The 13,976-nt window shown below is 37.1% G+C and carries 10 protein-coding genes; 7 read left to right on the forward strand and 3 right to left on the reverse strand.

The window, feature by feature from the left end:
- Window positions 1–306 precede the first annotated feature (306 nt).
- The 7 genes from pcaF (at window position 307) to Q0050_RS09240 (ending at window position 10,285) form a co-directional block, all read left to right on the forward strand.
- Window positions 307–1,509 carry a 3-oxoadipyl-CoA thiolase gene (gene pcaF, locus Q0050_RS09210; protein WP_298394575.1) on the forward strand — a complete coding sequence of 401 codons (1,203 nt, stop codon included), beginning with the start codon at window positions 307–309 and terminating at the stop codon, window positions 1,507–1,509.
- A 111-nt stretch (window positions 1,510–1,620) separates the two neighbouring features.
- Entirely contained in the window at window positions 1,621–4,116 is a 2,496-nt protein-coding gene (paaZ, locus tag Q0050_RS09215; RefSeq protein ID WP_298394577.1) for a phenylacetic acid degradation bifunctional protein PaaZ, read from the forward strand.
- A gap of 212 nt (window positions 4,117–4,328) precedes the next feature.
- Window positions 4,329–5,078: an enoyl-CoA hydratase/isomerase family protein gene (locus Q0050_RS09220; RefSeq protein WP_298394580.1), complete on the forward strand. Its 750-nt coding sequence runs from the start codon at window positions 4,329–4,331 to the stop codon at window positions 5,076–5,078.
- Window positions 5,079–5,173: 95 nt separating this feature from the next.
- Complete coding sequence (locus Q0050_RS09225) at window positions 5,174–5,782, forward strand: transferase hexapeptide repeat family protein (RefSeq protein WP_298394583.1); 609 nt, start codon at window positions 5,174–5,176, stop codon at window positions 5,780–5,782.
- A 64-nt stretch (window positions 5,783–5,846) separates the two neighbouring features.
- The gene (locus Q0050_RS09230; RefSeq protein WP_298394585.1) at window positions 5,847–7,130 is read left to right on the forward strand and encodes a dihydrolipoamide acetyltransferase family protein; all 1,284 of its coding nucleotides are present in this window, start codon (window positions 5,847–5,849) and stop codon (window positions 7,128–7,130) included.
- 4 nt (window positions 7,131–7,134) lie between these two features.
- A complete protein-coding gene (locus Q0050_RS09235) occupies window positions 7,135–8,202 on the forward strand; it encodes a branched-chain amino acid aminotransferase (protein ID WP_367277167.1) in 1,068 nt (355 codons plus the stop codon).
- Between the two features lie 37 nt (window positions 8,203–8,239).
- On the forward strand, window positions 8,240–10,285 hold the full coding sequence (locus Q0050_RS09240) for a thiamine pyrophosphate-dependent enzyme (protein WP_298394588.1): 2,046 nt from the start codon (window positions 8,240–8,242) through the stop codon (window positions 10,283–10,285).
- A 521-nt stretch (window positions 10,286–10,806) separates the two neighbouring features.
- On the opposite strand, the gene Q0050_RS09245 is transcribed toward Q0050_RS09240, so the two are convergent.
- The 3 genes from Q0050_RS09245 to Q0050_RS09255 form a co-directional block, all read right to left on the reverse strand.
- Window positions 10,807–11,337 carry a DUF4136 domain-containing protein gene (locus Q0050_RS09245; protein WP_298394591.1) on the reverse strand — a complete coding sequence of 177 codons (531 nt, stop codon included), beginning with the start codon at window positions 11,335–11,337 and terminating at the stop codon, window positions 10,807–10,809.
- A 90-nt stretch (window positions 11,338–11,427) separates the two neighbouring features.
- Window positions 11,428–13,404, reverse strand: a complete 1,977-nt coding sequence (locus Q0050_RS09250) for a urocanate hydratase (protein ID WP_298394593.1) — start codon at window positions 13,402–13,404, stop codon at window positions 11,428–11,430.
- 56 nt (window positions 13,405–13,460) lie between these two features.
- A complete protein-coding gene (locus tag Q0050_RS09255) occupies window positions 13,461–13,637 on the reverse strand; it encodes a DUF5522 domain-containing protein (RefSeq protein WP_298394596.1) in 177 nt (58 codons plus the stop codon).
- Between the last annotated feature and the right edge of the window lie 339 nt (window positions 13,638–13,976).

Here is a 13,976-nt window from a genome sequence, read left to right on the forward strand (position 1 = left end):
GAAGAATATAGATTTTTGATTTTTGAAGTTTCATAAAGCTCTGCAATCAAAAATCGTTAATCAACAATCAAATAAATCATTATGAGCGAATGGCTCGGGCATTTTCAGTAATGGCAATTCCTGCTTTCCGTTCCAAGTCCCGAAAAAATCGGGAGCTTTCCTCTCCAATCAGGGCTAAATAGTAATTGTATTGAATAGAAAATAGAATAAAAAAAGGGATTAACGATTGAAGATTAACGATTTTTGATTTTAGAACTAATCTAAATCAACAATCAACAATCAACAATCAACAATCAACAATCAAACATGGAAGCATACATAATAGACGGAGTAAGAACTCCAATAGGAAGTTACCAAGGAACATTAGCATCGGTTCGTCCAGATGATTTAGGAGCTTTGGTTATCAAATCCGTAGTAGAAAATAATCCAAACATTCCAAAAGAAGCTTACGACGACGTAATCATAGGTTGCGCAAATCAAGCCGGAGAAGACAATCGTAATGTAGCTAGAATGTCTCTTTTATTAGCTGGATTACCATACACAGTTCCAGGTGAAACCGTAAATCGTTTGTGTAGTTCAGGGTTATCAGCCATAATCCACGCCAATCGCGCCATAAAAGCTGGAGACGGACACATTTTTATAGCAGGCGGAATCGAAAATATGACTCGCGGACCATTAGTGGTTTCCAAACCATCATCAGCTTATGGAACCGATTCTAAAATGTACGACACCAGTTTCGGATGGCGTTTTATAAATCCAAAACTACACGAAATGTACGGTACGGATGCAATGGGTGAAACTGCCGAAAATCTAGTAGAAAAATATAATATTACTCGTGAAGACCAAGATGCGTTTGCTTTAAATAGTCAACAAAAAGCAACAGCAGCCCAAACTTCAGGAAGATTAGCCAAAGAAATAGTAACGGTAGAAATTCCACAAAGAAAAGGCGATGCGATTCAATTCTCAAAAGACGAATTCATAAAGCCAACCACTTCAATGGAAGGTTTAGCCAAATTACGTCCTGCTTTCAAAAAAGACGGAAGTGTAACTGCAGGAAACGCTTCAGGATTAAATGACGGAGCTTGTGCAACAATCATTGCATCAGAAGAAGCTGTAAAAAAATACAACCTAAAACCAATAGCTCGAATAGTAAGTTCATCCGTAGTAGGAGTAGAACCAAGAATAATGGGAATTGGTCCTGTAGAAGCCACCAAAAAAGCACTAGAAAAAGCAGGTTTAACATTAGACCAAATCGACATAATAGAATTAAACGAAGCCTTCGCAGCACAAAGTATCGCGTGCATCCGCGAATTAGGATTAAAAGACAACGATCCAAGAATAAATCCAAACGGTGGAGCAATCGCAATTGGTCATCCATTAGGGGTAACCGGAGCAAGAATAGCGTATTCAGCAGCATTAGAATTACAACTAACGGGAAAACGATATGCATTAATAACAATGTGCATTGGAGTTGGTCAAGGCTACGCAGCAATTATAGAAAGAGTATAGATTAACGATTAACGATATTTGATTGTTGATTTAAGAAGTTCAAAAATGCTTCGCCAATTCGAGCAAAGCTCTCGGGTCAAAAATCGTTAATCAAAAATCAAACAAATCATTATGAGCAAAACACAACATTACGTACAAGGAAAATGGACATCTGCAACCGGAGAAGGAAAACCTTCTTACGATGCAGTTACCGGCGAATTCATCGCAGAAACCTCTGTCGAAGGATTAGATATTCCAGCCATTTTACATTACGGAAGAACAATAGGCGGCGAAAAACTCCGCAAAATGACCTTCCAAGAACGCGGTAATATGATAAAAAGTTTGGCGATGTATTTAACTAAACGTAAAGAAGCTTTCTACGAAATCAGTTATAGAACCGGAGCAACTCGCATCGATTCGTGGATTGATATCGAAGGCGGATTCGGAAATTTATATGCCAATGCATCCTTACGAAAATTATTCCCAAACCAACCGTATCATGTAGAAGGCGATCCTATTGATTTGTCGAAAGGCGGTCGATTTATGGCGCATCATATTTTGGTTCCAAAAAAAGGAGTAGCGATTCACATCAACGCTTTCAATTTCCCAATTTGGGGAATGTTAGAAAAATGTGCCTGCAATTGGATGGCAGGAATGCCAGCGGTTGTTTTACCAGCGCCAGTTACAGCTTATCTAACAGAAGCTGTTGTTCGTGAAATCATAGCATCAAATATTTTACCAGAAGGCGCATTGCAACTAATTTCTGGAACAGCTAGAAACATTTTCGACACAGTTGAAAGTCAAGACGTAATCACATTTACAGGTTCGGCAACCACAGGAAGATTACTAAAATCACATCCAAGATTAATCCAAGAATCGGTTCCGTTTACGATGGAAGCCGATTCATTAAACGCATCTATTTTAGGAGAAGATGCCGTTCCAGGAACTCCAGAGTTCGATTTATTCATCAACCAAGCTCGAAGCGAAATCACCGTAAAAGCTGGACAAAAATGTACAGCAATCCGTCGTATGATTGTCCCAGAAAAATTGATGGACGATGTTCAAACTGCTCTTTCAAAATCGTTAGATAAAGTTGCTATTGGTGATCCAAGATTAAAAGAAGTACGAATGGGCGCATTGGTAAGTAAAGACCAAGTCGATGTTCTAAAAGGAAGAGTTCAAGAATTATCAAAATCTGCCAAAATAGTTTACGGCGATTTAGAAAAAACCAACATAATCGGATCCGATGAAAAAGGCGCTTTCATTAGCCCAATAATACTTCGAGAAGACAATCCATTTACAAATATAGCCGTACACGAAACCGAAGCATTTGGCCCGGTTTCAACAATAATGCCTTATAAGAATTTAGACGAAGCAATCGAATTAGCCCAAATGGGTAAAGGTTCGTTAGTATCATCTATCGTAACCAATTCAGATGAAATTGCTAAAGAATATGTAGTAAACGCAGCATCACACCACGGAAGAATTTTAGTTCTAAATCGTGAAAATGCCAAGCAAAGCACAGGCCACGGTTCGCCATTGCCATTATTGGTTCACGGTGGTCCAGGTCGTGCTGGTGGTGGAGAAGAAATGGGTGGCGTTCGCGGAATCAAACATTATATGCAACGTTGTGCAATTCAAGGTTCGCCTACAACTTTAACCGAAATCACAGGAATTTATCAAGCGAATTCGGCGTACAAAGAAATCACGCAACATCCGTTCCAATACCATTGGGAAGACATCCAACCCGGAATGTCATTACGAACGCACAACAGAACGGTTACCGATACCGACATCATTAATTTTGCCAATATCACTTGGGATCATTTTTATGCACATACCGATATTACATCACTTGACGGAAGTATTTTTAAGAAAAGAACCGCTCACGGTTACTTCATTTTAGCTGCTGCTGCTGGTTTGTTTGTATATCCAAATAAAGGTCCAGTTGCCGCTAATTACGGATTAGAAGAATGTCGTTTCTTACGACCAATTTACCACAATGATACGGTTTATGTACGTTTAACGTGCAAACAAAAAGTCGATAGAGATGTAGCTTCAGCTGAACATCCAAGCGGAATTGTAAAATGGTTTGTAGAAGTTTTTGACACCGAAAACGAATTGGTTGCAGTAGCAACAATTTTAACAATGGTGCAGAAAAAACAAGAGGTTTTCGTTGAAATGACCGATGAAAAAGTATCGGAATGTCTGAATAAATTAACTGAAAATTCAAAACCAAGTTGGGGAATTCTAACGCCACAACATTTGTTAGAACATTTGGAAGAAGGCTACCGAATTATGTCAGGTGAAATTCAAGATTTCGAAATTGCCACACCCGAAAAGATTTTGGACAAAGTTCATAATTCGTTATACAATTACGATAAATTCCCAATGGGAACCAAGTTTCCAACGATGAAAAAAGACGAATTGGAAGATTTAATCCATCCCGATTTTGAAACTGCCAAGGCCAAATTTTTCGAAGCCAGAGAACAATATAAAACCTTTTTCAAAGAAAATCCTGAAGCGGTTTTAAAGAATATGGTTTTCGGAGAAATGAATAAATACGCTTCTTATCTATTAGAAAGAAAGCACTTAAATCATCATTTTGAACAGTTTAATATTTTGTAGAATAATGATTAGAAGCTAATCCTGCTATCCGCTATATCTTTTCCTTTTTAAAGAAAAAAGAAAAAGGATGCCGCTACTATCAGGGCTAGGAATAAGTAGTAACGAAAAAAAATATATTAAAAATAACTAAAGCTTTGCGCCTTAGCGTCTTTGCGAGAAACAAACATCGCGAACCTTGCGATAACCTCGCGACTTTGCAGTTAAATAAAAATATGGAAGCATACGTAAAACAAAACATTCAAAACAACATCGCCACCATAGAGTTCTTTCATCCAGAACAAAACTCCTTGCCAAGCGATATATTAGCACAATTAGCCAACACAATAACAGAAGTTGGAAATAATTCAGAAGTAAAAGTAATCATCCTAAAAAGTGGTGGTGACCGAACTTTTTGCGCCGGAGCCAGTTTTCAAGAACTAATTTCCATCAACGATGCTGCAACCGGAAAAGTATTTTTCTCAGGATTTGCCAACGTAATCAACGCAATGCGAAAATGTCCAAAATTCATCATCGGAAGAATTCAAGGAAAAACAGTTGGTGGCGGAGTAGGAATAGCAGCATCAACCGATTATTGTATGGCAACAAAATTTGCAGCAATAAAATTATCAGAATTAAACGTCGGAATCGGACCATTTGTAGTTTCTCCAGCCATCGAGAGAAAAATGGGAGTTTCGGCAATGTCACAAATCGCAATCGACGCCAACACATTTTATGAAGCTAATTGGGCAAAGGAAAAAGGATTGTTTGCTCAAGTATTTGAAAATATAGAAGAAATGGACGAAGCCGTTCAAAAATTCGCCCAACATTTATGCACTTACAATCCAGAAGCGATGACCGAAATGAAAAAAGTTTTTTGGAGAGGAACAGAAGATTGGGACAATTTACTTGCCGAAAGAGCAGCAATAAGCGGAAGATTAGTTTTGTCTGATTTTACAAAAGAAACGTTGAAAAAGTTTAAGTAAGAAGATAGAGGCAAGAAGATAGAGGCAAGAAAAATTTCATATAAGCCTGTCTTTCATCTTGCAGCGAAGCGGTCTTTCATCTATAATCTAAAAAAATGATATACGAATTCAAAGGGTTCATCCCAGTAATACACGAAAGTAGTTTTATCCATCCGCAAGCTGCGGTTACAGGTAATGTGATTATTGGAAAAAACGTATACGTTGGTCCAGGCGCAGCGATTCGTGGCGATTGGGGCGAAATCATTATTGAAGACGGCTGTAACGTTCAAGAAAATTGTACGATTCATATGTTTCCCGGTAAATCAATGGTTTTGAAAGCTGGTGCACACATTGGTCACGGAGCAATTATTCACGGAGCAAATATTGGGAAAAATTGTTTGGTCGGAATGAACGCTGTAATTATGGATGACGTAAATGTTGGAGATGAATGTATTATTGGAGCATTAAGTTTCATAAAAGCCGGAATGCAAATTCCAAACCGAAAAATGGTAGTGGGAAATCCAGCAACAATTATAAAAGATGTTTCCGATGAAATGATTGATTGGAAAACCAAAGGAACTGCTTTATATCAGCAATTGCCAAAAGAATGTTACGAAACATTAAAAGCAGTGGAACCTTTGCGAGAAATTCCAGCCAATCGACCAACGCAAGAAGCATTTTATAAAACATTAGAAGAATTTAAATTAAAAGAAAATAGAAAATAGAGAAAAGAATATAGACCGATTGTAAGTCTATTTTCTATACTCTATTCTCTTTCATCTCAAAAAAATGATAACAGAATTCAAAATGCCCAAAATGGGTGAAAGTATATCCGAAGCAACAATAATCAGTTGGTTAAAAAACGTGGGTGATTTTGTTGAAGCCGAAGAAACTATTTTAGAAGTCGCTACCGATAAAGTCGATAGTGATGTTCCTGCGCCAGTTTCGGGTGTCATTACTGAAATTCGTTTTCAGAAAGATGACGTCGTTGAAGTTGGAATCGTTTTGGCTTTGATAGATTCTGAAGGAGTTCAAGAAGCAAGAAGTCAGAAGCAAGAAGTTGTAGAAAAAAGTAGTGTAAAACCGAGCACAGTCGAAGTACAACAACCAAAAACCAACAACCGACAACCGACAACCGACAACTTTTTAAGTCCGTTAATCATTTCAATTGCCCAAAAAGAAAACCTTTCAATTGAAGAATTACAAACCATTCCAGGTTCAGGAGCCGAAGGAAGATTACAAAAAAGTGATGTTTTTAATTATCTAAAGAATCGAAAATATCCTATACAATCTAAACCGATAGCTGACAACCGACAACCGACGACTTCTTCCTATCCAAAACCAAAAATCAATTTTGTAGAAGGAAAAGATCGAATTGTAGAAATGGACAGAATGCGCAAAATGATTGCGGATCATATGGTGTATTCTAAACAAACTTCACCTCACGTAACTTCTTACATTGAAGTTGATGTCACAAATTTGGTAAATTGGAGAAACGAAAACAAAGATAAATTTCAAGAAAAGCACAATGAAAAATTAACGTTTACGCCAGTATTCGTTCAAGCTGTAGCAAAAGCTGTAGCCGATTTTCCAATGATTAATGTTTCTGTGGATGAGAAAAACATCATTGTTCACAACGATATCAATATCGGAATGGCAACCGCATTACCATCAGGGAATTTGATAGTTCCTGTGGTGAAAAATGCCAACGAAAAAGATTTAGTTGCTTTAGCAAAAGATGTGAATAATTTGGCGGAAGCTTCAAGAAATAACAAATTAAAACCCGAACAAATTCAAGGAAGTACGTTCACGATTTCCAACGTAGGAACTTTTGGAAGTTTGATGGGAACACCAATTATCAACCAACCTGAAGTAGCAATTTTAGCACTTGGAATTATCAAAAAACGTCCCGAAGTCATCACAACTGAAAAAGGTGACGAAATTACCATCAGAAGTATGATGTATCTTTCTTTGTCGTTCGACCATAGAGTAGTGGACGGATTTTTAGGAGGTTCATTCTTACGAAAAGTAGGCGATTACTTAGAACAATTTGACACAAACACAACAATATAACATTATGGAAACAGTAATGACACAAGCAATAAAAATAACTAAAGTTTCACAATCAAGAGTTTCAGAAGTGAATCTTGAAAACATCACAATGGGAACTAATTTCACCGATCATATGTTTATTTGTGATTATGAAAATGGCGAATGGCAAAATCCAAGAATTGAACCTCTAGCATTGATTCCAACACATCCTGCAGCTATGGCTTTACATTATGGACAAGCGATTTTTGAAGGAATGAAAGCAACTTTAGGAAAAGATGGAACACCACTATTATTTCGTCCTGATGAAAACGCAAAACGAATGAATTTTAGTGCTGACCGAATGGGAATGCCTTCCTTTCCAGAAGATTTGTTTGTAGAAGCATTAAAACAATTCACTGCTTTAGAGAAAAATTGGATTCCAACTTCAACAGGAAGCGCTTTGTATTTGCGTCCGTTTATGTATGCTGATGAAGCGTTTATCGGAATGCGTGCCGCAACGAGTTTCAAATTCATCGTAATGGCATCGCCAGCCGGACCATTTTTTAGTAGAAAAATCAAATTATACGCTGAAAAAAAATATGTTCGTGCTGTAAATGGTGGAACTGGAGAAGCCAAAGCAGCCGGAAATTACGCAGCAGCCATTCGTCCAACAGAATATGCAAAAGCCAAAGGTTTTGATCAAGTTTTATGGTTAGACGCCCAAGATTTTGAATACATTCAAGAAGTGGGAACAATGAATATTTTCTTCAAAATTGATGGAAAATTCATTACTCCAAGTTTAACAGGTTCGATTTTATCTGGAATTACCAGAATGAGTGTAATCGATTTGTTGAGAAGTAAAGGTTTTGAAGTAACTGAAAGACCAATCACCATTTCAGAAATTATTGAAGCATCCAAAAACGGAACTCTAGAAGAAGCATTCGGAACAGGAACAGCAGTTGGAATCGCAATGGTAGAAGAAATCGGAAACAACGATTTGTCTATTAAATTCCCAGACGAAAATCCAGTTTCTGTAATGGTAAATGATACTTTGAATGCGATTAAAGTGCAAGATATAAAAGACGACTTTGGTTGGATTGTAGAAGCGAAATAGCTGACAGCTAATAGCTTTTAGCAAAAAAGATTTAAAAATGTTAGATAAAAAAATACTAGAAAAAGCATTTTCAACAATGGCAACTGCCAAAGCAATGGCAACCTTGTATGAAGATAATTTCAAAATAGTTTCTAAGTACGTACATGCAACTTCACGCGGACACGAAGCGATTCAAATTGCGATGGCGATGCAACTTTTACCACAAGATTATGCGTTTCCTTATTATCGTGATGATGCTATGATGTTGGGAATCGGAATGCAACCTTACGATTTGATGTTGCAATTGATGGCAAAAAAAGACGATCCGTTTTCGGGCGGACGAACTTATTATTGTCATCCGAGTTTGAAAGATGCTGATAAACCTAAAATTCCACATCAATCATCAGCTACAGGAATGCAAGCGATTCCGGCTACAGGTGCAGCGATGGGATTTTGGTACAAAGAAAATATAGGAATTCAAGAAACTAATCAAGAAAAACCATTTGTTGTTTGTTCTCTTGGCGATGCTTCCGTAACCGAAGGAGAAATTGCCGAAGCATTGCAAATGGCAGCTTTAAAACAGCTTCCGATTTTGTATTTGGTACAAGATAACGGTTGGGATATTTCGGCAAATGCTGCTGAAACTCGTGCGCAAAATGCGTTTGAATATGCCAAAGGTTTCCACGGAATTGAAGCTATTTCTATTGATGGAGCCAATTTTACAGAAAGTTATTTAGCAGTTCAAAAAGTGGTGAAAACCATTCGTGAAGAACGTCGTCCTTTTTTAATTCACGCAAAAGTTCCTTTGTTAAATCACCATACATCAGGTGTTCGAATGGAGTGGTATCGTGACGATTTGGAAGAAGCGCAATCACGTGATCCATTTCCGGTTTTGATAAAACAGTTGTTGGAAGCAGGATTTACAAAAGAAGAAATAGATGCAATTGAGGTTTCCGCCTGTGCGAAAGTGCAAGCTGATTTTGATAAGTCACAATTAGCAGAAGATCCAACGCCAGAAGATTTATTCACTCACGATTTTGCTCCAACACCAATTATAGAAGAAGTTGGTGAACGAAATCCAGAGCGTGAAGATAAAGTCGTTATGGTAGATTGCGCACTTTTTGCTGTCGAAGAATTAATGAAAAAGCACCAAGAATGTTTGTTGTACGGACAAGACGTGGGCGGACGACTAGGTGGCGTTTTCAGAGAAGCAGCAACTTTAGCACAAAAATTCGGAGATGATCGCGTTTTCAATACACCAATTCAAGAAGCTTTTATCGTTGGTTCTACAGTTGGAATGTCGGCAGTTGGATTGAAACCGATTGTTGAGGTTCAGTTTGCCGATTACATTTGGCCAGGATTGAACCAGTTGTTTACCGAAGTCAGTCGTTCGTGTTATTTATCCAATGGGAAATGGCCTGTGAGTATGATTTTGCGTGTTCCAATTGGTGCTTATGGAAGTGGCGGACCTTATCATTCGTCGTCTGTTGAAAGCGTTTTGACTAATATTCGTGGAATAAAAATCGCTTATCCAAGTAATGGTGCCGATTTAAAAGGACTTTTGAAAGCCGCTTATTACGACCCAAATCCAGTTGTGATTTTGGAACATAAAGGTTTGTACTGGAGTAAAGTAAAAGGAACCGATGCCGCAAGAGTCAACGAACCAAGTGAAGATTACATTTTACCTTTCGGAAAAGCGAATATTGTTCAAGAAATTTGGGAACAAGAAACCGATGAAACCATTACAGTAATTACCTACGGAATGGGCGTTTATTGGGCATTAAATGCTTCAGCAACAATGAAAAATCAAGTCGAAATTATTGATTTACGAACTCTTTATCCACTTGATGAAGAAACCATCTTTAAATCGGTTAAAAAAGCTAAAAAATGCCTTGTAGTGACTGAAGAGCCAACAAACAATTCCTTTGCAAGAAGTTTAGCCGGATTGATTCAAGAAAATTGTTTCAAATATCTTGATGCACCAGTAATGGTAATCGGTTCAGAAAATATGCCAGCGATTCCATTGAACAGTACTTTAGAGTTTACGATGATTCCGAATGTGGATAAAGTTAAAGCTAAAATAGAGGAATTACTCAATTATTAAACAGAAGCCAATTAGAAATGCAATGTCACTCTGTGCTTGTCGACGAGCTTTTTTTAGAAGCTATTTCCAGCTTTCCATTACAAGTTTTTGCAAACAATGCTTTTTTTGTAAGCCATAAAAAGAGCTTCCGGTGGTCGCTTTTTTATGCCAACAAAAAATAGCATTGTTTCACAAAAAGCTTTTCATTGCAATCTGGGCTAGGGCAATTGAGTTTTAAAGATATTTTGTTAGACCTACAAGGTTAAAAAAAACCTTGCAGGTTAAATAATTTAAGTAAATAGTCTTTTGAAATCCTGCCTCTATTCAATACAAAACCAATCTAGCCCTGATTGAAGCAGTTACCGTGTAACGCGAAAAGCAGGAACAAGGAAACCAAACAAAAGCAAGCCATTCGCTCCTAATATTCATCAGTATACATCATATAAAAAAACACTATTTCGAAAGTACGAGATAGTGTTTTTTTTATTGTGAATCTGATTCAAGTAAGATTAAACTTATCATTGAAAACTGACCACTGCCAACTATTTTTTCGGTGGATATTGTGCTAAGATTTTAGTAACAAATTCGTTGATTAATTTGTCTTTTTTATCGGCATTTCCGGTTAAAACACCTTCTCCTTGACCTTGCCAAATTAGTTCTTTTTTCTTGGCGTCGATGATGTCAATGGTTAAAGTTCCTTCGGTGTAGCGACTAACTGAGGTGTTGTTTCCCCACATCCAAGGATTCCAACCAAAACCCCATCCATAACCCCAACCAGCATTGAATTGGTTTACGTCTACTTGTTCTCTTTCTTTTGTAAAAAAGTTAATTACAACATCGGGCGTCTCGCTTTTTGTAAAACCTTTTGCTGCTAATTGTTCGTCGATTGCAACTAGAATTCTTCGCTTATCTAAGTCAGAAATTTCGACTTTATCAATGCCGCTTTTGTGATAGGCATAGGTTTTGTAATTGTCGAAAGTTGCTTTTTTGTCATAATCATAATTTACTCTAACCGAACTGCAAGAAGCAAGAACGAAGAGTAGGAGTAACGGTAAAAATTTTGTTGTTTTCATATTTCAATTTTTTGTTTAATAAGTTTAAATTTGTTTAAAATAGTTTAAACTCGTCATTGTTTCTTAATTAAACACTCAAACAATTTGAAACTAAAATAAACTTTCGTCGACTATATTTGGGATGGTAACTTTTAACAAAGGTTGCGTTTCCATAGCTCTTTTTATTGCAAAAATCGCGCCTTCGTTTCTTGCCCAACTTCTCCTTGAAATTCCGTTGTTTACATCCCAGAAAAGCATTGACTCTAAACGTCTTGATGCTTCTTTACTACCATCAAGAACCATACCAAAACCACCATTAATTACTTCGCCCCAACCAACACCACCACCATTATGTATAGAAACCCAAGTTGCGCCACGAAAACTGTCGCCGATAACATTTTGGATGGCCATATCTGCTGTGAATCGTGAGCCGTCATAAATGTTAGAAGTTTCTCTGTAAGGCGAATCGGTTCCAGAAACGTCGTGATGATCGCGTCCTAAAATGATGTAGCCAATTTCGCCACGAGCGATGGCTTGATTAAAAGCTTCTGCGATTTTAATTCTTCCTTCGGCATCGGCATAAAGAATTCGAGCTTGAGAACCAACTACTAATTGATTTTCTTGTGCGCCTTTTATCCATTGAATGTTGTCAGCCATTTGTTGTTGGATTTCTTCTGGAGAATTTTTCATCATTTCTTCTAGAACATCGCATGCAATTTTATCGGTTTTTGCTAAATCTTCGGGATTTCCTGAGGCACAAACCCAACGAAATGGTCCGAATCCATAATCAAAACACATTGGTCCCATAATGTCTTGAACGTAACTGTTGTATTTGAAATCGATGTGATTTTCTGCAAAAACATCAGCTCCGGCACGAGAAGCTTCTAATAAAAAGGCATTTCCGTAATCGAAGAAATACGTTCCTTTTTCAGTATGTTTGTTGATTGCTGTTGCGTGTCGACGTAAAGTTTTTTGAACTTCTTCTTTGAATTTATCAGGATTATTTGCCATTAAATCGTTAGATTCTTCAAAAGTATAACCGATTGGGTAATAACCTCCAGCCCACGGATTGTGCAATGAAGTTTGATCAGAACCTAAATCTATCAGAAGATTTTCTTGGTCAAAACGTTCCCAAACATCGACTACATTACCAAGATAGGCTACAGAAACGGCTTCTTTATTGGCTAGAGCGTTTTTAACTCGTGGAACTAATTCATCAATATTTTCAATCACTTCATTAATCCAACCTTGTGAATGACGAATGTGTGTGATTTTTGGATTTACTTCGGCACAAACAGTTACGCAACCTGCAATATTTCCTGCTTTGGGTTGTGCGCCAGACATTCCGCCAAGTCCAGACGTTACGAACAAACCACCTTTAGGAGATTTTTTTATTTTTCTAAAACCATTTAAAACGGTGATTGTAGTTCCGTGAACAATTCCTTGCGGACCGATATACATATAACTTCCGGCAGTCATTTGTCCGTATTGCGAAACGCCTAAAGCATTCATTTTTTCCCAATCATCCGGTTTAGAATAATTTGGAATCACCATTCCGTTAGTGACAACTACTCTCGGTGCTTCTTTATGCGATGGAAATAATCCCATTGGATGACCAGAATACATAGCCAATGTTTGCTCCTCAGTCATTTCTGCCAAATATTTCATAGTCAACAAATACTGCGCCCAATTGGAAAACACAGCACCATTTCCACCGTAAGTTATAAGCTCGTGAGGATGTTGCGCCACAGCGTAATCCAAATTATTTTGAATCATTAACATTATAGCTTTTGCTTGTTCGCATTTACCTGGATATTCTGTAATTGGTCGTGCATACATTTTATAATCAGGACGCAAACGGTACATATAAATTCTTCCGTAGGTTTCTAATTCGGCTTTGAATTCTGGAAGTAATTCCGCGTGATGTTTAGGTTCAAAATAGCGTAAAGCATTTTTCAAAGCTAATTTCTTTTCCTCGTCAGAAAGAATTTCTTTTCGTTTTGGTGCGTGATTTATTTCAACTTCATAAGGCTTCGGATTCGGTAGTACCGATGGAATTCCTTGTAGTATTTGTTCTTGAAAAGTCATTTTGAGTTTATGGTTAATAGTTTGTTGTTTGCTATTTACTAATTACTTGTCACTAATCACTTCTTAATTGTACTAGTTTTTTTATCAAATCCATAAGGGCAATGTCTACAACCATTTTTGCAGCAATAACCACGTTTTAGGTGGTGCTTTTCGGTGAAACAACGGTAGCCTTCAGGAGTTAGATAATAATCTTCTCCTTCGATTAATTTATTTTCATTTTTATCTTCAAACATAATTACAAATTTAGCAACTTTGCACCATATGTTTCTAATTGTTTTTAAATATTTAACCCCTAGAGGTTTTCGAGGTTTAACATTTTATCCTTTTGTTTTTTTAGCAGATAAGGATGATAAGTTAAATAAGACTTTTATAAATCACGAAAAAATTCATATACGACAGCAATTGGAGTTATTGGTTTTGCCATTTTATTTATGGTATTTGACTGAATATTTGTTTCGATTAGTTCAATATCGCGATAGAAAAAAAGCTTATTTTAATATTTCGTTTGAGCGTGAAGCATACAAAAACGAAAAAGACCTAAACTATTTAAAGAAAAGGTCCTTTTGGATGTT

This window comes from Flavobacterium sp. (assembly GCF_027483985.1).
In the GTDB taxonomy this organism is placed as follows: Bacteria; Bacteroidota; Bacteroidia; order Flavobacteriales; family Flavobacteriaceae; genus Flavobacterium.